Source organism: Rhodococcus gordoniae (assembly GCF_001646655.1).
GTDB classification, from domain to species: domain Bacteria; phylum Actinomycetota; class Actinomycetes; order Mycobacteriales; family Mycobacteriaceae; genus Rhodococcus; species Rhodococcus gordoniae.
The window spans coordinates 41561-64255 of sequence record NZ_LPZN01000011.1 but is presented as its reverse complement, the minus strand read 5'-3'; the positions used below and the strand labels follow the sequence as shown (position 1 = coordinate 64255).

Sequence of the window (22695 nt, the reverse complement as noted above, 5' to 3'; positions counted from 1 at the left end):
TTCCGAATCGAGATAGAGAGTTGTTGCGCGGCCGTCAGGAACCGGGCGGACGGAACGGGTCGAAGGGTTGTCCCGGCGGTGTCGATCCGGGACCGGTCGGCGGTTGACCCCCGAAGCCGGGACCACCGGTGAACGGCGGCGGAGCACCGAAGGTCGGAGCCGAAGGTGTCCCCGGTGCGGCGAACGGATCGAACGACGACGGAGCGCCGGCCGTCGCCGGCTCAGGCGAAGTCGGGTTCTGCGGTGTGTTGCTGTCGGAGCCCTGTGCGCGGGCTCGCAGATCGTCGATGATCCGTGGTGCTCGCCGACCTGCCTCGTCCACAAGTCCCCGTACCCGTTCGTTCGACGCATTGGCACCGACGAGCAGGAGCAGGACCGCCTCGTCGACGGGTCCCTTGGGGTCGTGGAGCAGCACCCAGTTGTTGTGCACCGCGAGGGGCAGACGTGCCTGACCGGTGCTGCGATCGGTAGCGGGAGTCGCACCCGAAGCGCCGAGCATCCCCTCGGCACGGACGAGGACGTAACCGGCTCCGACGGGCGCCCTACCCATCTTGGCTTCGAGGCGAGCTCCGTCGACGTCGAGGTTTCGAGCCGGCTTGTCGAGATTACGGACGATCTCTCGCAGGTCGTTGTCGTTGAGGGTGAACGGTCGACCGTCACGCAACAGCCCACCGTCGGACACTCGCACGAGGAAGCTCTGCGACTTGAGGGTTTCGGCCGGGATGCGAGACGCCCACCACTTGAGCGCATACAGGATGGCGAAGGGGATTCCGACACCCAGGAGGAACACCGCCAGGAAGCCCAGCAGGAAGCGTGCGGTGTCGAGCGGCTTGAGCAGATCCGCCGTGAACGGAACGTCGACGGGCATCGCGCGATCCGGCTCGCCTTCGGGGGCGATCATCAGACGGACCGCACCGTTGAAGGCACCGTTGCCCGCTTCCGGGACAGCGAGTTCGAGGGGCAGTCTGCCGCTCGTTCCTTCCTCGATGGTGAGGCAGTTGTCCGGCGAAGTGGCTCCGCCGACGGTGAGTGCGGCATTTCCGACGCCATCGGGAATTGCATCGATACGGACGGGCGAGGCAGGGTCGACCCACACGCACCCGGGCCCCTGGATCACGAGCTCGCCGGGGAAGGTACCGGAACCTTCCACCTGCCCGAAGTCGATCCGGCCGGGCACCGTCGGGTAGCCGATCGGCGGAGCCAAGTTCAGCGGCACGTCCACGTACTGCGGCGTGAGGTCGGTGCCGGGAGCGATCACGGAGCCCGACTCGTCGGTGGCGTCCGCGGTGGTCACTTCGAGGACGAGACGCAGTGTCGCCTCACCGGGCGCGACGTTCGTCAGGTCCAGCTCGATCGGTTCACCGATCGCGTCCTTGGACACCCCGGACGCCAACGTGTGATCCACCTGCGCCGCGTCGGTGAGCGACACGCCCAGGTACGCGGATCCGAGAAGCTCGGACGGATCGATCTCCTCGCGGTCGGAGTCGACGATTCCCAGTCGGACCGCGGACGTGACCTCACCGGCGTGGATGGCGGTGACGTCCTGGCCGAGCAGCGCCGGGAACAGGTTTCCGGAGATGTGGATGTTCGACTTGGAGCGGGCAGCCGGCTCGGACCCGTCGGGGTCGACGAACACGAGAGCCCACATGCCCTGCCACTCGCCGGCGGCGTTCTCGGGCTGCTCCATCGTGAACGACACCGAGCGGTCGGAGAGCCAGCGGTAATCGACCGCGACGCCCTCGACCGACGAACCGGACTCTGCCGACGTGTAGGCCATGGGGAGCTCGTCGCCACTCGGGTTGACGAGCGTCGGAACCAGACCTTCGGCGTCGGCGAATCCGAGAACCGTGACGGACCCGATCGAGTCGTCGAGCACGAAGCGGTGCTGGGCCTCCTCGCACACCTCGTAGGCGCAGACACCGGTCTCGTTCTCGAGCGGAGCCTGACCGGGACTGCTGAACGCGTCGAAGGCGAACAGCAGATCGTCGATGTTCTGCGCGAGGTAGAAGTCGCCCGGCGTGGGTTCCGTCCGCACACCACACGCTTGACCGGCCACCGGCTCGCCTGTCGCGATGGAGCGCATCAGGTCGAAATCGGCGGCCTGCGCGGTGCCGTTGGCGAGGCCCACCGCGAATGTCGCGATACCGGACGACCGCAACTGATCAGCGACTCCCGCGGGTCGGCAGATCGACTCGCGTGCCGCGCCGACGACCTGAGCGACGCCTTCGTCGGTGGACAGCGAGAGACCCGGCGCATAGGGCTTCTCCCCGTCGCGAGCCGTGAAGTCGAGTTTGCCGTCGGAGAACCAGGCAATGGCCTGGCACGACGTGGAGCCTCCGGACGAGTGCTCCGCCAGTGCGCCTCGGGCGCCGTCGAGCGCGAGCCAGTAGTCGGTGTCGAGCCCGGACGTCCGTGAACGGAACGCATCGACCTCGGATCGCAGTCCGCCCAGCGTTCCGGACTCCAGGCGGGTCCACGGCGCATGCATCGTGAACTCGGACGAGAAGCCCGCCACGGCAACATCGAGCGCGACACCTGCGGACGCACCGAAGGAAGCAAGCTGGCCGAGAAGGTAATTCGCGGCTTCGACGCGGGCAGCATCGGGGTCCGACTGCTGCAGACTGCCCGATTCGTCGATCATCAGGAGCAGGTCGCCCTCGCGCTGCGACGCCAAGCAGCCACCGAAATCGGCCACCGCGGTCTCACGGGGTTGGCCGGACGCCGTTGGCGCGATCAGCAGGCAGCCGAGGAGAACAATGATGACGGTTGCAAGCTTCTTCACAGTCGACCGAACCAATCCGCAATCTGCCATGCGCCGAGGAGCACTCCCGCCGCCGCACACGCGACGGTTACCCAATAGATGACCTGTGCCGCTTTCGACGGCTGATAGACCGGAAGGGCACGTTGCTTCGTGTCCGCGATCATGTACGTGGCGAGGAGCAGAGCGGCGATCGGTCCGGCGAGGGCCCAGCCTGCGACAGCGAAACCCGCAGAGCCGAGCGCGAGTGCGATGATCGCCAGAACCAAACCCACGACGGCGACCGCGCACGCCGCGACGACGCGCCCGACGGGGGTCTTGCCCTGCGAGAATCCGGACGAACGCACCGGCTGTTCGGAAGCGAACACATCGGTAGACGCAAATGCCGGCGACGACGCTCCCGGCCCGAACGGGTCCGGGTGGGAACCGAAGGTCGGAGCGCTCCCCCATGCAGGTCCACTCGGGGTCGTCGATGGTGTGTCGATCCCGTCTCGCGAACTCGAGTACTCGCTGAAATCGAACGGGTCGGACGGTGACTGCACAGGCTTCTCTCGGGGGCTAGCTTCGGACCGATTCCTGAGCGAGTACATCCCGGCAGATATCGGCGTTATTGATCCTTCAATCGGGGGACGCCCACAGCCCGTTACGAGTACCAATGGGATCGTTACCCCAACGTAATATCGTCCGCAGTTGGTCTCGCCGAGGCAGAGGATTTGGTCCCTACAGGCACTGAGATCCGACTGGTCCAACCTTCCTCGGAATCGTCGGTCCCTGCCATACAGACGGAGCGGTGGTTGATTTGTCCGGGTCGAGTGGCACACTGGGCCGACCACACGAAGGAGAGCTCATGGTCCTACCTCTGATTCCGGCCGCGCTGATCGCCATCGGCGCCGTGACGGGCGGCGGCGGCGTCGCGCTCAGCGGCAAAGGCATCGCCGACCGCAAGAAGGCGGCGGACCAACTGCGCAGGGCTCACGAGCAGTACACCAAGCGCCGCGACGCGATCGTAGAACGCGTCGAGAAGACCAACGCCCAACTCGAAGCGCTGGGCGGGCAACAGCAACAGGCGTTGACCGACGTTGTCATCCGCATGGCGGAGTTCTTGCGTCGACACGAGAAGCAGGTACGGGAGAACGAACGGCTGCTGGCCGACGGTCTCCAGGCCGGCATCACGCAGGTCGACGGACCGAACGGCCTCGACCTGAATCTGGGCGGTTGGCTCGGCGGAGCCATGGCATCGGTTGCGACCGGTGTCGGCACCGCATCCGCAGTATCGGCGGCCGCCACGAGCTTCGGTGTTGCAAGCACAGGGGCCGCCATATCCGGTCTCTCGGGAGCAGCCGCACAGAGCGCCGCAATGGCATGGCTCGGCGGAGGCGCGCTCTCGGCCGGCGGTGGCGGTGTGGCACTCGGCGCGGCCGCGCTGAATGTGGTGACGATCGGCCCCGCTCTCCTCATCAGCGGATTCGTCATCAAGGGGCAAGGCCAGAAGGCACTCACCGAAGCGGCCGAGTTCCAAGCCGAGATCGACATCGCGAATGCCGAATTGGGCACCACCGACACTCTCCTGACCGCCGTCGACCACCGCATCGACGAATTGCGCTCCGTGCTCGGCGCACTGACCGTCAAAGCAGTCGCAGCCCTGGACGTACTCGAGTCCGAGCCCTTCGATGCGCGCATACATGCGTCGCGCTTCCAACAGGCAATCACGCTGTCGAAGGCAGTCCGGGACGTCGCCGCGACTCCCATTCTCGACGAAGACGGCGAGCTCACCGAGAACAGCGCGAATCTGACCGTGCGGTACCGCCCGATGACCGAAGGAGACGACCGTGGCGCCGAACAAGGCTGACCGGAAAGTGCACGAGGGCGAGGTATTGGGCTCGGTGAAACGCAATATTGCTGCGGTCGACGGTTTCGCAGCGCTCTCGCAGCTGGTCACCGCCGCGCAGGAGTGCATCGAGATCCACGCTGTCGAACAAACGAAACGCGCCCGTCTGCACACCTACGCAACCGCGGAAGTTCAGCGCATCAAGTCGGCCGAGTCGATCGTCAGGGACTACTTCGAGCAGTCCTTCGCCGAACGCCGCACAACCTTCGATGCGTTGTTCTCCCGACTGGATCAGGCACTGGAGCAAGAGAATTCACAGGTGATCAGCGAGGTCCTGCGAGGGATCGTCGATATCGCCAAGACTTCTCCCCTGGCCGACCTCGGTGATCTCGGACAGATTCGCGCGGCGCTCGACGATCCCGATCAGGTGTGGGATCTCTGAGCCGTCTCGTTGCCTCTCTCAGTCGACCATGACCGCAAAGCGACTCCAATCGGTGAATTCCCAATCCCATCGTCGACCTACCCGCTCAGGTGAGAGCTCAGGGCGAGGGGAGGACGATGACGGGTGAAGGTCTGGGGACGGGCCAGGCGCGCACCGACTTTGAAAAGATGAGTTCGTGGGTAGGCGGCGGAGCCTGAGATCCGAGCGTAAATTACCTGAGTCGCAGATATGCCCTACCGACATACCCCCATCGCGCGGAAGGTCGATAGACGGCGTACACGTTCCGTATTAGTTACTGTCGCACCGTGACCGCTCCCGCCACCCCCCTCGAAATCGACGAGTCGAGTGAAAACACCCGACGCCACCTCTCTGTCTTCGGCCTCGACTTCGTCGGCCTCGTCGTCGCCCTGCTCTTCTTCGCGTGGAGCCTGAGCCCCTCACTCATCCCCCGCGAGTGGTATTTCCAGGGTCTGATCAGTGGCGTGACGAGCATCGTCGGCTATGGCATCGGTGTGCTCATCGCCTTTCCCGCGCGGCGATGGATCGCTCCGCGGCTCACGTGGCGGCGAGGCCACACTGCTCGGCTCATCGCCGAGGTGCTGGTCGCTCTCGTCGCGGTGGGAACACTCGCGGGAAGTCTGCTCGCCGCGGCGGAATGGCAGAACGAGGTCCGTGCGCTCATGGGTATCGAGACCACGACGGGCTTCGCGTATCTGCGGACCGGTCTGGTGAGCGTCGCAATCTTTGCCGTGCTCCTCTACATTGCACGGGGCTTGCGGTGGGTCGGACGACGCTTCGCGGAGTTCCTCGCGACCCGCCTTCGTGTTCCGGTCGCCGCAGCAGGCATCCTCGCACCGGTGATTCTCGTGCTCGCGGTAGTCGTGTTCGTCGACCAGGTTTTGCTTGCGAGCAGTTCTGCGGCGGCACGTGTCGTCTTCGCCGACGACAACAACAGCACCGACCCAGGCGTGGAACAGCCACAGGTTCCCGAGCGGTCCGGCAGCCCGGCGTCGCCGTCGTCGTGGGAGAGCCTCGGTCGTCAGGGACGCACGTTCGTCGCCGGTGGGATGGACGCCGAGGAGCTGACCGAACTGAACGGCGCTCCCGCACTCGAACCCATACGGGTATACGCAGGGCTCGAAGCCGGCGGCACCACCGATGAGCAGGTGCAGCTGATCCTCGACGAACTCGACCGCACGAAAGCGTGGGAACGCGAGATCCTCGTGGTCGCCGGCACCACCGGCACCGGGTGGGTGAACCCGTTCGCCGCCGACTCGATCGAGATGATCTACAACGGCAACTCTGCAATCGCTGCGATCCAGTACTCCTTCCTGCCGAGCTGGATCTCCTTCCTCGTCGACGGTTCCGCCGCCAAGGCAGCCGGCGACGCACTGATCAACGGGGTTCACGAACGCTGGTCGCAACTGCCGGAGGAGCAGCGACCGAAGCTCGTGGTCTACGGCGAAAGCCTCGGCTCGCAGTCTGCCGAGGCGGCCTTCGACGACATCGACGACATGCGCAGGAAGATCGACGGCGCGCTCTTCGTCGGACCGCCGAATTCGAACCAGTTGTGGCGCAGCATCGTCGACCATCGCGACCCCGGCAGCCCTGAGGTCCTGCCCGTCTACGAGGACGGTGTCGCGGTGCGGTTCGCCTCCGACCTGCAGACGCTCGAGGATCAGCAGGGACCGTGGAACGACCCGCGGATTCTGTATCTGCAGCATGCGTCCGATCCGGTGGTGTGGTGGGGACCGGGACTGCTGTTCGAGCGACCCGACTGGCTCGCCGAACCTCCCGGTGCGGATCGCTCACCGTCGATGCGGTGGTACCCGATCGTCACCTTCGCTCAGGTCGCGGCCGACATCATGGTCGGCACGTCGCCACCCGTCGGTCACGGGCACAACTACGAGGACCTCATCCCCTACGGCTGGGCCGCGGTGACGTCACCTGAGGGGTGGACGTTCGCCGACACGCAGCGGATCGCTGAGGCCGTCGGACATTTGAACACCGCGGACGAGTAGTCGAACACGGCACGCTGCCCGAGGCTCTGATAGTTTCTCCCCTACGGCTTCGCATTCCGTCTCTTCGCCATGCCTTCCTGCGCACTGGTACCGACGAAAGTGACCGCCGATGACCACGACCCTCGATACACCGCCCGCACCTCCTGAGCCGTCCCCTTCGTTCTCGGCTCGGCTGAAGGACGGGATCCTGCGATGGTTGGGACGGTTCCATCCGGTCGGCCTCGCCGTCGCGCTGCTGTTCTACTGCTGGTCGCTGTCACCGTCACTGCTTCCCCGCCCCTGGTACCTGCAGGGCGTCGCGACCGGCATCAGCGTCATCACGGGCTACGGGATCGGCGTGCTCCTCGCCTGGATCGTCCGCAAGTGCGGCTTCGAGACGAACTGGTCGGCGACCGTCAAGAAGGTCGGTTGGTACCTGCTCGCGGTGGTCGCCGTCGTGGTGGTGCCGACCTTCCTCGTCCTCGGTTCGTGGTGGCAGGACATCAGCCGCGAACTCGTCGGGATGGAACCCGGCAGTAGCTGGGACTATCCCGGCGTCCTGCTCGTCTCCGTGGTCGTGGCGCTGCTCCTGCTCATCATCGGTCGCGGTCTGCGGCGCGTGGCGCAGTGGGTCACCGGCCTCGTCGTCCGCGTGTTGCCGAGGCCGTTGGCGCGGATCGTGAGTGTCGTGCTGGTCGGGTTGATCGTGTTCTGGGCGGTGGAAGGCCTGCTGTCGGTGGAGATCGCGCGTATCGCCAACGGATCGGCGATGGCCGTGGACGAGGGCACCGCCGACGGAGTCGAGCAGCCGCAGGCGCCGGAACGATCCGGGTCGGACGCGTCGCTCGAACCGTGGGATTCGCTGGGCCGTGAGGGCCGCACGTTCGTCGCAGGCGGTCCGTCTCCGGAGGAGATCACCGCGGTGACCGGTGGACCCGCGATGATGCCCATCCGGGTCTACGCCGGTTACCGCTCCCTCGACAATCTCGACGGCTACACGGACTACGACGAGATGGAGGTGCTCGCGTCCCATGTCGTTGCCGAACTCGACCGCACAGGCGCCTTCGAGCGCGAGTACCTCGCCGTGGCTACGACGACAGGTCGTGGCTGGGTGAACCAGGACGTCGCCGCCGCCCTGGAATACCTCTCGGACGGCAACTCGGCCATCGCAGCCATGCAGTATTCGTTTCTCGCCAGTCCCCTGGCTTTCCTCGCCGACCGGGTCTCGCCCCGCAATGCAGGTCGCGCGTTGTTCGAGGCGGTGTACGCGAGATGGAGTGTCCTCGATCCGGAAACCCGGCCGAAGCTGCTCGTCTTCGGCGAATCACTGGGCTCGTACGGAGGTCAATCGGCCTTCGCCGGCGTGCAGGACATGATCACCCGAACCGACGGCGCGCTTTGGGTGGGCACACCGAATTTCACAGAGCAGTGGCGACGTATCACCGATTCGCGCGATCCGGGAAGTCGCGAAATTCTCCCGGTCATCTACGGCGGGCAGAACGTGCGATTCGCTGCGACACCCGACGACCTCACCGAACTCGACGGCCTGCGCGACTGGGAATCTCCCCGCATCGTGTACTGGCAGCATCCCAGCGATCCGATCGTGTGGTGGTCCTCCCAACTGGTCCGGCACCGCCCGGACTGGCTGCGCGAGGAGCGCGGCGCCGACATCGACAAGGGGATGTCGTGGATTCCGTTCGTGACGTTCTGGCAGGTCACGCTTGACATGGTGTTCGCCGCCGAAGTGCCCGGTGGCCACGGCCACGCCTACACGACCGAGGCCGGGTTCTTCTGGGCGGACATTCTCGGCATCGAGGACGAGGTGCGCGTGAAGGCGGTCTTCGACGCACTGTCGTCGGATGAGTGACGAGGAGAATTCACCCTCCCGCTTAGTCCGGCGAATCGAGTTTTCTCCAGGTTTCTCGCACCACCCCGTGATACAACCTCGATATCGCTTGTGAATCGACACAGGAATGCGAACCGGAGTACGTCGATTCACGGGGATCGATAATTCGTCGACGCGGATCTACCGCGGGAAGGTGTCGCATATGTGCACACGAGTTGTGTGGAACGGCCTGTCCGGTCAAGTGCTCGTGGGACGCAACATGGATTACCACCGCGAAACCGCCACCAATCTGTGGGCGCTCCCCCGGGGTATCACTCGCGACGACGGTGTCGGTGGACAACTCTCGTGGACGTCGAAGTACGGCAGTGTGGTCGCGGGTGCCTACGACATGATGACCGTCGACGGACTCAACGAGGCCGGCCTCGGTGGGCACATCCTGTGGCTCACCGAATCGGACTACGGCACCCACGACAAGAGCCGACCCGCGCTCAGCGTTGCGGTGTGGATGCAGTACTTCCTCGACCACTTCGCGACCGTCGCCGAGGCCGTCGACTGGATCGAGAAGACCGGCGTGCAGGTCGTTCCGCTGGGCGACCCGGCGACCGGTGGGTACCCGCCGTGCATCTCGCACTCGACGACGCGACCGGCGACTCCGCGATCATCGAATACCTCGACGGCACACCGACGGTCTGGCACAGCCGCGACTACGCCGTCATGACGAACTCCCCCGCCTACGGCGAACAGCTGGAACTGCTGAAGAAGGTGAAGGGATTCGGCGGTGAGGCACCACTCCCCGGCACCGGTAATGCGTCCGACAGGTTCGCTCGCGCAGCGCATTACGTCGGCAGCCTTCCGGAACCGCAGAGCCAAGTGCAGGCGATCGCGGGCGTTCTCAGCGTGATCCGCAATGCCGCGCAGCCGTTCCGCGTACCCGAACCCGGAAAACCGTCTGCTTCGCAGACGATCTGGCAGACGGTGGCCGACCTCGCCGAGAAGCGTTACGTGTTCGAATCGACGACGCGCCCCAACATCGTATGGGTCGACCTGAGCGATCTCGACCTCTCGGAAGGCGCACCGGCGGGCAAGCTCGACCTCCTGGGCGACACGGCACTCGAAGGTGGTCTCGCGGGCAGTGTCAGCGGCCGATTCGAGAAGTCGGATCCGTTGACGTTCATCGCTATGCCGTCATAGATCTTTCTCTATCCGATGGCCACCGCGAACGCTGGGGCGGCCCAGTCGTTTCAGTAGTCGTCCATTCCCGCCATCAATCGCGTACCCGGATCGGCGATCTCACCGACGACCGTTGCATCCATCCGGCCCGGCGCGATCCCGCGACGTTCCAGCTCCTCCCACAGTCCTGACAGGGCGGCGACCGGGTCGAGGTAGTACTCAGATTCCCGGACCCGCCAGAACTTCCAGCCACTGCGGTGCAGTTCACGCTCTCGCTCCAGATCGGCGTTCTGCCGGTCGGGGCTCGTGTGCCACTGCTCGTCGTCGCAGGCGACTGCCAGCTTGCCTGCCGCCCCGGTCACGACGAGATCGATGAAGTGTCCGTTCACCTCGACCCGCGGGTTCACGTGATAGCCGCGAGTAGCGATGTCCAGGAAGACGTCCTGCTGGAAGAGGCTGTCGAACGCCTCGTGCCGCTCGTCGCGCGTCACGCCGGCGGGCATCGGCTCGGCCGGGCGCGGGGACGTAGTCCGCATGTGGGTGAGCAGCGAGTACCGCAGGTCGGTGCGACGCAGCGTGTCGATCGTCCTCGAGTGGAACAGCCACAGCTGGTCCTGGGCACGCGAGGCCGCGACGTTGAAGCGTCGCTGGTATTCGGTCCGGGTCAACGCCGCGATGTTCTGTTCGGGCGCGACGACCATCGACAGGAACACCACGTTCCGTTCGTCGCCCTGGAAGTCCGGGGGCGTGCCGACACGGAGCCTGCGTTCCTCCCACTGCTCCGGGGTGAGCCGGTCCAGCAGCTCGTTCTGGATGATGTCGACCTGCAGCTGCCCCTGCAGCACCACCACACCGAAGGTCTTGCCGTCGTAGGCGGGATCCTCGACGCACTTCACGAGCGTGTCGACCAGGGCGTGTGCCTCGGCGTAGTTCGTCAGCGTCGAGTTCTGGCCGGTGACGGCCGCGTCCTCGACAAGCGTGGTGCGCAACGGCTGCAGACGATCGGAGCCGTACTGCCGCATGGGAACCAACGGATCGTCGGCGTAGAACTGGTCGCTCGACCACGCGATGATCTCCGGCATCGACCGGAAGTGCTCGCGCAACCGGACGATGCTGCCGAACCTCGACCGCAGCAACGAGAACAGGCTCGACCGCGGAGTGAAGCTGTCGCGCAGGTAGTTCGGGATGTCGGGCAGGTACGAGTCGAGGCGACTGAACACCCCGTCGAGCGCACCCAGCGACACCGCACTCGGTGCACACTGCTTGTCGTCGCCGACGATGATCACGCGCGGCGCCAACCACAGCAGGAACAGGCTGCTGATGTCGGTCTGGCTCGCTTCGTCGACGATGACGACGTCGAACGAATTCTGCTCGGGCGGAATCGAAGCCAGCACCTGTTGCAGCGGCATCACCCAGGCCGGCACCGCGCCCTGCGCGACCTGCATGGCCTCGCGCGCGGCCGCCCGATAACGTTCCGCGTAGCGCCCGGTTCCCTTACCGATACTCGCGACATGGTCGCGGTACGAATGGAGCGCCTGCACCTGCTCGGCGGTGGTGCGGTCGAGACACGCGCTCCATGCCTTCTCCTCGACGAGCTCGGTCGTGAGACGCGCGAGGTCTTTCTCGACGGCATCGAGTTCGCGTTCGAACTGCCCGTCGTCGTTTCGCTCCTGGAAGCGCCGCACCCATTCGTCTGCGCGTCGCCACGCCCACGCCTCCTCGACGTCTGCGAGGCGAACCGGCCACGCCAGACTCAACGGATTCTCGGCGAGGGCCTGCGCGAGCGCGGGTGCAGCGGTGGTCAGGCGCGCGTGAAGGGAGACGAGTTCCAGCTCCTCGCGTTGCTCCCCCGCCGCCCGGTCCCACGCATCCAAGGCCGCATTGATGGCGTCGAAGTCGGCGTCGTGGAAGGCCCGTGCCAGTGCGCGTCCTTCGGGCGACGCTCCCCCGGAGATCTGGCTCCGCACGTACATGCCGATGGATTCGAGCCAGTTCTTGCTCGCTTCCGCGGTGCCCGCTGCGGCGATGGTCCGTGCCGACTCCGCGGTGGAGCGCGCCTGCTCGATGCTCGTGATCCGCGGCGCACCCGGATGGACCTCGCGCAGTGCCGATTCGACGTCGTGCACACGGGCCACCAGATTGTCGACGATGGCGCGGTCCCGATCGAGGAATACGAGGGTGCCGACCGCACGGCTGCGCGACTCGTCGAGTTCGATATCGATGCCCAGATCGCGAAGCACGACGCGCGCGACCCGGATCGCTTCGAGCGCACGAAGGTGCTCGGCGACGATGCGCGCGGTCTGGGCGGTGGTGGCCGCGACGCCGTCGACGGTCGCGAGTTCACCGAGTGCCTCGACGGCGGATTGCTCGTCGCTGCGCCGGAAGCGGGTGAAACCGCTGCGCCAGGTGTCGCCCCCCTCCAGCTTGCGCGCGAGCGCGTCGTACGCCTCGAAGGCCTGCCGTCCCGTCACGGCGGTCTCCACCGAGCCGGCACCGATGATCCGGTCGGCCTCCTGCGCGGCCTGCACGAGCTCAGCGAGTTCGGCGGTCTTCCCCCACAGATGCTGGGCCCGGCCCGACAGGACGTCGTCGGCGACGCGCTGGATCCGCGCGTCGAGCCGGTCCGCGTCCTCGAGGGCACCTTGCAGCTGCTCGCACAGGTCGCGGATGCGGCCGAGTGCTTCGAGCGACGCACTCTCGAGAACCCGCAGCAGGCCCTGCGTCTCACCGTTGGTGGTGCCGCTCGATGCCTGAGAGACGGCGGCGCACGCGTACTGCAGTTCCCTCTGGGTGGGCAGGGACAGTTCGGGGAAGCGCTGCTGGCGACGGCGCGCGCGCTCGACGCTCGACCGTTGATGCAACGAGTGGAGCGTGACCAGCTCGTCGACGGTCAGCGGTGGGGTGTCGGTGAGCAGAGGCGCGGGCAACCACGCGTACTTGGCTTCGTGCGCGCGGACCCGCCGGACGATCGACGCGGCCGTCCCCTCGTAACCGGCGGCGACGTCGGCGTGGACCTCGGTTTCCTCCGCGCGCGCCTGCCGGATCTGTTCCATCAGCGTCGCGCGACGCTCCAGCGCGTCGTTGCGCTGCGTGGTGAGTTCGTCGATGCGCTCCTGTGCGCGCCGCACGTTGAATTGCGCCTTGCGGATGGCGATTTCGCTGACGCTACGGGTGAGCTCCACCGTGCCGCCGTGCACCGGGTCGGTGACGGCCACGCACAGTTCCTGCAGTTCGGACGGGAGCTTCTCGCGGAGTACACGCAGGGCTTGCGCCTTCTCACTGGTGACCAGCACGCGCTGGCCCCGTGCGAGCAGCGCCGCGACGATGTTGGCGATGGTGTGGGTCTTGCCCGTGCCCGGTGGTCCCTCGACCACGACACCGCTGTCACCGGCGAGCCGGTCGATGATGTCGCGCTGCTCCTCGTTGGCTGGCAGCGGCATCAGCTGCTCCCCGGTGAACTCGGTCGACGGTGTGCCGATGCGGTCGAGCCATGCGACCCGGTCGGCCGGTTCGATCGCTTCGACGAGCTGCGCCAACCCGAGTGGCACCGGGTTCGACTCGTCGGCGGCGGCCTCGGTCATGCGGCTGTAGTACTCGATGAGCGCGTGGGCGCCGCGCTTACGCAGCACGAGCACCGGCGACGGCGTCACGAAGGCGTCCGACGACGAGGCTTCGTCCGCCCGCTCGACGACGTCGACCGGCACGGTGAGCGCACGGTCGGCCCAGCTCTTCAGGAACGCGCGGGCCGCGGGGTCGAGAGGCGACGCGACCTGAGTGACGAGGGCATCGTGCAGCTCGCGGACACTCGTCGGGTCGAAGACCTCCAGTCCGGTGAGGAGCTGGACGTCCTCCAGCGACGGCCCGGCGCTGGGGCTCAGCCGGACCACCAGGTCGCCGGAGTCGCCCTGTCGCTCGATGAGCGCGGCCTGCGTGATCAGGTGCGTGTGGACCCGCGCGCCCGCCACGCCCTCGGAGAGGTGCAGCAGCCCCGACGCGACGACGAGCTCCAGCGATTCGGGCTGGTCCTCGAGGTCGAGCATCGCTCGCTGCAGGAAGCTGTACAGGTGCGAGGCGGCCTGCCGTTCACGGTCGACGACCGCCCACGCGCGCCAGTCCGTCAGCCAGACTTCGAGACCGTCGGTGCCGATGGTCTGCGGGTCGAGTTCGGGCTCGACGGCGGAATCCGCGATGTCCCCGTGCACGTACTTCGCGAGCTCTGCGGGCGGGCGCGGCGGGTCCTCGAGCTGAGCGCGGCGCGAACGCAGGACGATGTCGCCCGATGCGGCATGGGGCCGCAGCCCGGCTCTGATGTTTCCCTCCTCGAGGGACATCACGGCGCGGTGTTTGTCGACGACGCGGACGGGCGCGCTGCGGGCCTTGACGAGCTCGGCAAGGAAGGCGAGCAGACGTTGCACGCGATCCCTCAGCTGGGGTTCGCTCTCGCCTGACTCCACGCGCTCTCCACTCACCCTTGCGGACGTCCTTCCGCCCGTCCACGGGGACGGGTATGTCCACCTTAGAAGCCCCAGCCGACGCGTCCGTGGCCGGTCCCGCTCACGACACGATCGTTTTCCGGCATCGAGCCCACCGCATCGGCCCGTAGAAACAACAAGCACGGGGTACTACGGCTGCACTGCCCGAAAGAAGTGAGACACGCACGACGCCCCGGTTGGCCGAAGGAACTCGGTTCCACGGTCCGCTACTGGTTGCCACACCAGCCTTGGAGGTACTCCACAAGCGGGCCGGGTGGAGTCATCGCCACGAACCCGATTCCGGTGATCAGTTCGAAACCGACCTCGTCGAGTCCCCGACACCAGCGATGTCCCGTTACGATCTTTCCGAGTACATCAGCCGAGATGACGAGGAAGTCCACACCTCCAGGACTCAGCTCCACCGTGTGGGCCGGGATCGGCGAAACACGTCCGAGACCCACCCCTTCTGCCCCGTTCCTCTCGAGTTCTGCAGATTCCACGGGGCTGGTGAGATCGACAAGAGTCACCAACGCCTCCTGTTCACCGTGAGTGACGCGAACTCCATTCACCGAGACGGGTCGCTTACCCGGGTTTCTGAGCACGAGTTGCACCGCGCCCGTCACCGGAATGGAGTCTGCCAACAAGACGTCGTAGTAGAGATCAGCTCGGTCCACTTCCAATGCACGCGCTGAGACATCTGCAGATGCCCTCGACGAATTCGCGCTGACGCAGGCTGCGGCAGCCGACACCACCGCAACGAAAACCGCAATAATCGCAGTCCACTTCTGCCAATCGAACGATTGCGTCTGATCTCCAGAGTCTGCCCCCATGAACGGAGACACTAGCGTTGGTGTCCGACAAGTTGATCTCCGCTGCACCTAGCGGAGGTTCGGCTCGCGACTGTTACCGGAGTGCCGCGGCATGAGCGTGCCCGCGTAGGGCCGGCATGCTGATCTGCACGGAGAGCGTGGGGCACTGGAACCTCAGGGGATGGTGATCGTGTGCGAGGCCGCCGGCGCGTGGTTGGTCGCGCCGAGTTGGCGTGCCGTCTGCCGCGGCGGCACCCGATCCAGCGCCCAGCGTTCGACCAGCAGCGTGATCTTGGTCGGCATCTCGGTACGCAGGCGCCGGAAGGACTCCTCCGGGTCGGTTCCCACCCACCCGAGCAGCACCCACCACGCCCACGCGACCGCACCGGCATTGGCGACGAAATCCGGGATGACCGGGATGCCGCGACCGGTGAGCACGGCTTCGGCGTCCGGAGTCGTCGCGGAGTTCGCGGCCTCGACCACGACCCGCCCGGCGACCCGGCCGACGTTCTCCGCCGTGATGGCGTAGGAGATGGCAGCGGGAACGAAGATGTGGGCAGGAATGCCGATCACCGCGTCGCGCGGAAGTTGCTCGACATTCGACGGAACGCGGGATCGATCGATCTCCCCGTATTCGTCCCGCAGGTCGAGCAATAGCGGGATATCCAGCCCTTCACGGCAATACAGCGTTCCGGCGGCATCGGCGACGGCGGTCACGTGCATACCCGCTTCGTGCAGATACCAGGCGGCGCCACCACCCATCGTGCCGATTCCCTGGATCGCGACGGTGGTCTCGGCCGGCATCCATCGGAACGCGTTCGCGGTGGCGATGCAGGCCTGCGCAACGCCGTAACCACCGATCACGTCGCCCAGCAGGAAACCGCCGTCGACCGGCGCGTTCAGGGACATCCGCACCCGGTCCAGGGTGATCGCCGGATCCGCCGCGCGGCAGATCGCGGCATGGAACGACTGGTGCAGGCCAAGCCGCGCGAAGACCTCGTCGAGAAGATGCTGGGGAACACCCAGGTCCTCGGCCGTGACCCAATGCGCGTTCAGCCACGGACGCATCGCCTGGCAGAACCGCTGCAGCACGCCGACGGCACGGGGATCCTTCGGGTCGAAGTCGATCCCGCCCTTCGCGCCGCCCACCGGCAGGTCGAACACCGCGGTCTTGGCCGCCATTCCTCGCGCCAGATCCTCGACCTCCGACATCGTGCACGCGGCCCGCATGCGTGTGCCGCCGGTCGCCATATCACCCACCAGGGTGTGGACGACGAGATAGCCGTGCGCACCCGTCACCGGGTCCGTCCAGATCAGGCGTATGAAAGGTTCGTCCTGGCGGGTGTCCACCGCGTCGACGCGTGCCATCGTGGTCATGTGCGGTCCCCCGTTCGTCAGAGTCGTCGCTACGGCGATTCGGCCGGTGACGCCAGCGTGCCCGGGGGTAGCGCGGAGCGTCCAGTTACGAAACTCGAAGGTGAGAGTTCACGATTTCTACACAGCGCGATGTCGCAGCAGTTGCGAGCCTCTGCGCGTTACCTACGCTGACGACATGGAGCTGTCGCTGCGCCGGTTACGGATGCTTCGAGAACTGCATCGCCGTGGCACCGTGACGGCCGCCGCGCTCGCCCTGCACTACACCACCTCTGCGGTCTCGCAACAGCTCACCCAACTCGAACGGGATGTCGGCGCAAGGCTTTTCGAACGTCGGGGGCGTCGGGTCCAGTTGACCGAAGCCGGTGTACTGCTCGCCGAGCACGCCGAAGAGATCCTGCAGTCGGTGGAGCGCGCGACGACCGCACTCGAACGGACACGCGACGGTGTCACCGCGCGCCTCACAGCCGGCGTGTGGGCGTCCGTCGCGTCCACGCTGATACCCACTGCACTGGCGCTGCTGGCCGCCGAACACCCCGGCATCGAGGTCCGGACGCGAGAGCTCACGCCCGAAGAGACCGCCGACGCCGTCCGCGACGGTTCCCTCGACTTCTCCTTCGTCATCGAATACTCCGGCTACCCGATGCTGTGGGATCCGGAGCTGACGAGGGTGGTGATCGCGGTCGAGCGACTGCACGCCGCGGTGCCACCCGGAACGGTGCCGGCAGGCACCATCGCACTCGCCGACCTCGCCGAGCATCCCTGGGTTCTCGCTGGGCCCCACTCTCATTTCGGTCGCGCGGTGAGCCTCGCGTGTCAGCGTGCGGGGTTCGAGCCCAGGATCAACCACGAAGTCGGTGAGCAGGCGACAGCGTTGTCGATGGTCGCCGCGGGGCTGGGCGTCACCCTCGTCTCCGATCTCGGATTGACGTTGAGCCCACCCGGAGTCGAGGTCGTGGCGTTGACCGAACCGCTCATTCGCACGATCTCCATCGCCCATCGCGGGATCGCTGCGGAACGGCCCCCGCTGCGGCTGGTCATCGACGCCGTACGCACCGCCGCAGCGGAACGGGGGCTCGCGGCCCAGTAGCCACGAGCCCCCGCTTCTGTTGTCACTGCGCGAGCTGGCGCAGCACGTACTTCAGGATTCCGCCGTGCCGGAAGTACTCGGCCTCGGCGGGGGTGTCGATGCGCACCGTCGCGTCGAACTCCGTATCCCCCGCCTTCACGTGCACGGTCTCGGGAATCTCGTTGCCGCCCTCCAGACCGGTGATGGTGAACTCCTCCTCCCCCGTCAGGCCGAGGCTCTGCGCCGACTCGCCCTCCGGGAACTGCAGCGGCAGCACGCCCATGCCGATGAGATTGGAGCGGTGGATGCGCTCGTACGACTGCGCGATCACCGCCCGCACACCCAGCAGCAGCGTGCCCTTCGCCGCCCAGTCACGCGACGAACCCGACCCGTACTCCGCTCCCGCGAGCACGACCAGCGGAGTGCCGTCCTCCGCGTACTTCTGCGCGGCGTCGTAGATGCTCATCTGCTCGCCGGTCGGCAGATACCGGGTGACACCACCCTCGACGTCCGGCACGAGCTGGTTGCGCAGCCGGATGTTGGCGAAGGTGCCGCGGATCATCACCTCGTGGTTGCCCCGTCGCGAACCGTAGGAGTTGAAGTCGGCCTGGTCGACGCCGTGCTCCTGCAGGTAGCGACCGGCGGGGCTGTCCCGTCGGATCGACCCGGCCGGCGAGATGTGGTCGGTGGTCACCGAATCGCCGAGCAGCGCGAGCACCCGCGCGCCCTCGATGTCGCGCAGCGGGTCGGGCTCCGACGACATGCCCTCGAAATACGGAGGTCGCCGCACGTACGTCGACTCGTCCTTCCACTCGAACACCTCACTGTCGGGCACGTCGAGATTCCGCCACGTCTCGTCGCCCGTGTAGACGTCCTGGTAGCCGGTCTCGAACATCTCCGCGCGCACCGCGTCGTCGATGACCTCCTGGATCTCCTGCGTGGTGGGCCAGATGTCGCGCAGGTAGACCTCGTTGCCCTCGGTGTCGGTGCCGAGCGGGTCCTTGAAGAGGTCGACGAGCATCGAGCCGGCCAGCGCATACGCGATCACCAGCGGCGGCGACGCGAGGAAATTCATCTTCGTCTGCGGATGGATCCGTCCCTCGAAGTTGCGGTTGCCCGACAGCACGGCCGAGACGTTGACGTCGTGCTCGTCGATCGCGGCGGCAATCTCGTCGGGAAGCGGGCCGGAATTGCCGATGCAGGTCGTGCAGCCGTAGCCGACGAGATTGAAGCCGAGCTTGTCGAGATACGGTGTCAGACCCGAACGTTCGTAGTAGTCGGTGACGATCCGCGACCCCGGAGCCAGCGTGGTCTTCACCCACGGCTTGCTCCGCAGCCCCTTCTCGACGGCCTTCTTCGCGAGCAGCGCCGCGCCGATCATCACCGACGGGTTCGACGTGTTCGTGCACGACGTGATCGCCGCGATCACCACGTGGCCGTTGTCGAGTTCGAACTCGTCGCCGTCGCCGATCCGCACCGGGACCTTCTTCGACGGCGGCGCCGAGGTATCGGCATCGTCGGGTACGGGCTCGCGCGGCTCGTCGCGGGAGTCCTCGCTGCGCACCGACACCGGATCGCTGGCGGGGAACGATTCGAGCACGCCCTCGTCGACACCCGAATCCTGGACGCGGGAGACGACGTCGGGCACCTCCTCACCGTTGAGCAGCGAGGTCACGGCCTTGGGTGTGAGCGCGACGGGAATGCGGTCCTGCGGTCGCTTCGGGCCGGCGACGGACGGGCGGACCTTCGCCAGATCCAGTTCGACGACCTCGCTGTACTCGGGCTCGCGATCCGGGTCGTGCCACAGACCCTGTTCCTTCGCATACGCCTCGACGAGGCGGATCTGCCGGTCGTCGCGGCCGGTGAGGCGCAGGTAGTCGAGGGTGACGTCGTCGATCGGGAAGATCGAGATCGTCGAGCCGTACTCGGGGCTCATGTTGCCGATGGTCGCGCGGTTGGCGAGCGGCACGTTGGCCACGCCGGGACCGAAGAACTCGACGAACTTGCCGACCACGCCTGTCTTGCGGAGCATCTCGGCGACGGTGAGCACGAGGTCGGTCGCCGTCGTGCCTTCCGTCAGCTCGCCGGTGAGCTTGAAGCCGACGACCTGCGGGATCAACATCGACGCGGGCTGGCCCAGCATCGCCGCTTCGGCTTCGATACCACCGACACCCCAGCCGACCACGCCGAGGCCGTTGACCATGGGGGTGTGCGAGTCGGTGCCGACGAGCGAATCGGGATAGGCGACGAGCCCGCCGTCCCCGTCCTCCCGCGTGAAGACGACGCGGGCCAGGTACTCGAGGTTCACCTGATGGCAGATGCCGGTGCCGGGCGGAACCACCTTGAAATCGTCGAAGGCACCCTGCGCCCAGCGCAGCAGCTCGTAGCGTTCACGATTGCGCTGGAACTCGAGATCGGTGTTGACCCGGAAGGCGTCCTCGGTGCCGAAGACATCGGCGATCACCGAATGGTCGATGACGAGTTCGGTGGGAATCAGAGGGTTGATGCGCTTCGGGTCGCCGCCCTGCTGCGTCATGGCGTCACGCATCGCCACGAGGTCCACGACGCACGGCACGCCGGTGAAGTCCTGCATGAGGACGCGCGCCGGGGAGAACTGGATCTCCGGGTTGTGCGTCGACTTCGGATCCCATCCCGCGACCGCTTCGATCTGCTCCCGGGTGACGAGACGCCCGTCCTCGGTGCGCAGCAGGTTCTCCAACAGGACCTTGAGGCTGTAAGGCAGTCGCTCCGAGCCCGGGACCCTGTCGATGCGATAGATCCGATAATCGGTGTCGTCGACCTTCAGGGTGTCGCGTGCGCCGAAACTGTCGTCACTCATGAACGTGCCCTCCCGACTGCGATGTTTCCGGTGGTTACCCGGATGGGTAGCCCGTTCCGCTGTGCGGCAATCACCGGGTGGATTCAGGGGCCCCGGACACCGGCAGAGGGCGACTCGATAGCGACGCGTGAAACGGTCATCGGTGCGCGTTATTGCGCGCTCCGATGACCAGTTCGCGCCCGTGGTCCGGGGTGCTGTGAGAGCGCTTCGGGAGTGTGTAACGCGGGCGCCGGCACACGCGACACCCATACGGTCATTCCATACAGAACGGACATTGCAGTGAACCTGTTCGCCGGCTCGCAGCCGCGTCATTCTCGGCCTGCCCTGAGCCGACGAGCACGGATCGCTGCGCACAGTCCGCTGTGGTGGAAGGCGCGATATCTCGGAGGATTCGACGACCCGCGGTCATAAGCCGCCACTTCGCCCTCCTCTCATCCCGTCCACATACGGACTGCAGCCCATATCCGAGGCGGGATGTGCCAGGCCGACAGCATTCACACAAGGATTGGAATCAATGAAGAAGTTCATCGGAACGCTCGCTGCTGCTGCCACGCTCGCAGCAGGTTCGGCAGTGCTCACCACCCCCGTGGCCCAGGCTGTGACCATCTCCGGCAGCGGGGTGAAGTACGTGTTCTGCAGCTCCAACCAGCACAACAACCAGATCTCGTACGACGACCGGTACGGCGAGGTCAGCAAGATCGTCAGCCTGCCCGCCAAGGCGCAGGACGGCAGTTACTGCGGCGTCATCGAGGTCGGCATCGAGTCCGATTCGTATGTGTCTGCTCTGATCAAGAACGAGCGTGCGCACTATGTCTACGCCGCCGTCTACTCGGTCTCCTACCCGCTGTTCTCGGGTAGCACCGGTGCGCCGCCGAACTACACCCTGGTTGCACGAGACGAAAGCCATAGCAGCTACGGCGGATACAACTATGCCTTTGCATACTGACCGTCAGCATTGACCCGCGCGAACCGATAGTCGGGTCGCGGAGGTAACCGAACGCTCTCGGCTTCCTGGAAGCCGAGAGCGTTCGTGTACGACGAATCAGCCCTCATCACCCCTCGCCCGCTTTGTGTTAGCGTCTGCCCGACAATCGATCGGGGGGTCGCATGGGTAAGTGGGGAATCATCGCGCTCGCAGCAGCAGTGGCAGTGGTGACGGCGTGCAGTCCGAGCGCCGCGGATGACCTCACAGACGACGAGGCAGCCACGTCGACGACCCGCACCCCGCGCATCACCGACGACTCCGGCAGACCACCCGTCACCTTCGACCCCTGCTACGACATCCCGGATGACGTCATGAACGCGGCCGGGTACGACGCGGCGAAGAAGGAAGTCGCGGATTACCCGATGGGTACCTACACCTTTCTCGGTTGTACATACCGGAAGGATGACTACGTTCCCGGAATTCGGCGGGGCTATAACCTCAGCATCTTGGCAGGGAATGTCTCCCTTGATGAAGAACTCGCGAAGAACGGCGCTATGGCGACCGAAATCAGCATCAACGGGCGTCGGGCGCTCCTAGAAGTGAATCCGGCGAATAAGGACGCCTGTACATATGTCCTTCAGTCCGACTTCGGAATCGTCAGTTTCCTGCGGCTATACAACAAGGACCGTCCGGGACCGGTTCCCGAAAGTGAATGGTGCACCGACATGGACGAGCTTGTCTCGGCAATTGAACCGATCATCGACAATTAGACTCTGACCATGGAGGTCTCATGTCCGGATTTCTGAGACTGGAACCCGAAATCATTGACGAGATTGTGCGCATCTGTGACGTCATGCTTGCCGACTTCGAAAAGTCGAGAGCTACCACCGGAAACCTGTTGTTCGCTGACGGCTTCGGCGATTTCGACTCGGCCAAGCAACTCGCCGCAGGTTACCGACGAAAGGCCGCTGGTACCCCGGAGTCTGCGAAGGAACGCGTCGAGCAGTTCATCGAAGTACTCACCCAACTCCGCGACGCCTTCGCCACCGGTGGAGAAGCCTTCCTCGACACCGAAGCCGACTGGGCACGTCAACTCGCCTCCACCGACCCCGACAACGGAGCGGGAAACGGTCATCAGAGCGCGCAATAACGCGCACCGATGA

General features: G+C 66.0%; 14 protein-coding genes and 1 pseudogene. 9 read left to right on the top strand and 6 right to left on the bottom strand.

Annotation, left to right across the window (positions count from 1 at the left end; translation table 11 throughout):
- Positions 1-34 precede the first annotated feature (34 nt).
- Both A8G18_RS06315 and A8G18_RS23310 read right to left on the bottom strand, forming a co-directional pair.
- Complete coding sequence (locus tag A8G18_RS06315; RefSeq protein ID WP_064063184.1) at positions 35-2782, bottom strand: vWA domain-containing protein; 2748 nt, start codon at positions 2780-2782, stop codon at positions 35-37.
- A complete protein-coding gene (locus A8G18_RS23310; RefSeq protein WP_245207785.1) occupies positions 2779-3126 on the bottom strand; it encodes a hypothetical protein in 348 nt (115 codons plus the stop codon). Before A8G18_RS23310 ends, A8G18_RS06315 begins: the two co-directional genes overlap by 4 nt.
- Before the next feature lie 479 nt (positions 3127-3605).
- Here A8G18_RS23310 and A8G18_RS06305 point away from each other — a divergent pair, with 479 nt between their 5' ends.
- The 5 genes and pseudogenes from A8G18_RS06305 to A8G18_RS06285 all read left to right on the top strand — a co-directional run bounded on the left by A8G18_RS06305 (position 3606) and on the right by A8G18_RS06285 (position 10065).
- Positions 3606-4607 carry a hypothetical protein gene (locus A8G18_RS06305; RefSeq protein ID WP_064063182.1) on the top strand — a complete coding sequence of 334 codons (1002 nt, stop codon included), beginning with the start codon at positions 3606-3608 and terminating at the stop codon, positions 4605-4607.
- Entirely contained in the window at positions 4588-5028 is a 441-nt protein-coding gene (locus tag A8G18_RS06300; protein ID WP_064063181.1) for a hypothetical protein, read from the top strand. The genes A8G18_RS06305 and A8G18_RS06300 overlap by 20 nt, the downstream gene beginning before the upstream one ends.
- 305 nt (positions 5029-5333) lie before the next feature.
- Positions 5334-7049 carry an alpha/beta hydrolase gene (locus A8G18_RS06295; RefSeq protein WP_064063180.1) on the top strand — a complete coding sequence of 572 codons (1716 nt, stop codon included), beginning with the start codon at positions 5334-5336 and terminating at the stop codon, positions 7047-7049.
- 109 nt (positions 7050-7158) lie between these two features.
- On the top strand, positions 7159-8895 hold the full coding sequence (locus A8G18_RS06290) for an alpha/beta hydrolase (protein WP_064063179.1): 1737 nt from the start codon (positions 7159-7161) through the stop codon (positions 8893-8895).
- A gap of 181 nt (positions 8896-9076) precedes the next feature.
- Positions 9077-10065, top strand: a pseudogene (locus A8G18_RS06285) (linear amide C-N hydrolase).
- A gap of 50 nt (positions 10066-10115) precedes the next feature.
- Here A8G18_RS06285 and A8G18_RS06280 read toward each other — a convergent pair.
- The 3 genes from A8G18_RS06280 to A8G18_RS06270 form a co-directional block, all read right to left on the bottom strand.
- Positions 10116-14459 (bottom strand): AAA domain-containing protein, encoded by a 4344-nt coding sequence (locus A8G18_RS06280; RefSeq protein WP_064063245.1) that lies wholly within the window; start codon positions 14457-14459, stop codon positions 10116-10118.
- A gap of 284 nt (positions 14460-14743) precedes the next feature.
- Positions 14744-15346, bottom strand: a complete 603-nt coding sequence (locus tag A8G18_RS22720; RefSeq protein ID WP_147290690.1) for a hypothetical protein — start codon at positions 15344-15346, stop codon at positions 14744-14746.
- Between the two features lie 153 nt (positions 15347-15499).
- Positions 15500-16702 carry a Glu/Leu/Phe/Val dehydrogenase dimerization domain-containing protein gene (locus tag A8G18_RS06270; protein WP_064063177.1) on the bottom strand — a complete coding sequence of 401 codons (1203 nt, stop codon included), beginning with the start codon at positions 16700-16702 and terminating at the stop codon, positions 15500-15502.
- 175 nt (positions 16703-16877) lie between these two features.
- On the opposite strand from A8G18_RS06270, the gene A8G18_RS06265 reads away from it, so the two are divergent.
- The gene (locus tag A8G18_RS06265; RefSeq protein WP_016934079.1) at positions 16878-17789 is read left to right on the top strand and encodes a LysR family transcriptional regulator; all 912 of its coding nucleotides are present in this window, start codon (positions 16878-16880) and stop codon (positions 17787-17789) included.
- 22 nt (positions 17790-17811) lie between these two features.
- On the opposite strand, the gene acnA is transcribed toward A8G18_RS06265, so the two are convergent.
- Entirely contained in the window at positions 17812-20607 is a 2796-nt protein-coding gene (gene acnA / locus A8G18_RS06260; RefSeq protein WP_064063176.1) for an aconitate hydratase, read from the bottom strand.
- A 514-nt stretch (positions 20608-21121) separates the two neighbouring features.
- Between acnA and A8G18_RS06255 the strand changes: the two genes are divergently transcribed.
- From A8G18_RS06255 to A8G18_RS06245, 3 genes are all read left to right on the top strand, one after another.
- On the top strand, positions 21122-21553 hold the full coding sequence (locus tag A8G18_RS06255) for a hypothetical protein (RefSeq protein WP_064063175.1): 432 nt from the start codon (positions 21122-21124) through the stop codon (positions 21551-21553).
- A 161-nt stretch (positions 21554-21714) separates the two neighbouring features.
- Positions 21715-22302 carry a DUF3558 domain-containing protein gene (locus A8G18_RS06250; RefSeq protein WP_064063174.1) on the top strand — a complete coding sequence of 196 codons (588 nt, stop codon included), beginning with the start codon at positions 21715-21717 and terminating at the stop codon, positions 22300-22302.
- Positions 22303-22322: 20 nt separating this feature from the next.
- A complete protein-coding gene (locus A8G18_RS06245; RefSeq protein ID WP_064063173.1) occupies positions 22323-22682 on the top strand; it encodes a hypothetical protein in 360 nt (119 codons plus the stop codon).
- Positions 22683-22695 lie beyond the last annotated feature (13 nt).

Excerpts from the sequence above, each read along its gene's own strand:
- A8G18_RS06270 (WP_064063177.1), bottom strand. The coding sequence starts at position 16,702 with ATGACCACGATGGCACGCGTCGACGCGGTGGACACCCGCCAGGACGAA.
- A8G18_RS06250 (WP_064063174.1), top strand. The coding sequence starts at position 21,715 with ATGGGTAAGTGGGGAATCATCGCGCTCGCAGCAGCAGTGGCAGTGGTG.
- A8G18_RS06290 (WP_064063179.1), top strand. The coding sequence starts at position 7,159 with ATGACCACGACCCTCGATACACCGCCCGCACCTCCTGAGCCGTCCCCT.
- A8G18_RS06265 (WP_016934079.1), top strand. The coding sequence starts at position 16,878 with ATGGAGCTGTCGCTGCGCCGGTTACGGATGCTTCGAGAACTGCATCGC.
- A8G18_RS22720 (WP_147290690.1), bottom strand. The coding sequence starts at position 15,346 with ATGGGGGCAGACTCTGGAGATCAGACGCAATCGTTCGATTGGCAGAAG.
- A8G18_RS06255 (WP_064063175.1), top strand. The coding sequence starts at position 21,122 with ATGAAGAAGTTCATCGGAACGCTCGCTGCTGCTGCCACGCTCGCAGCA.
- A8G18_RS06305 (WP_064063182.1), top strand. The coding sequence starts at position 3,606 with ATGGTCCTACCTCTGATTCCGGCCGCGCTGATCGCCATCGGCGCCGTG.
- acnA (WP_064063176.1), bottom strand. The coding sequence starts at position 20,607 with ATGAGTGACGACAGTTTCGGCGCACGCGACACCCTGAAGGTCGACGAC.
- A8G18_RS06245 (WP_064063173.1), top strand. The coding sequence starts at position 22,323 with ATGTCCGGATTTCTGAGACTGGAACCCGAAATCATTGACGAGATTGTG.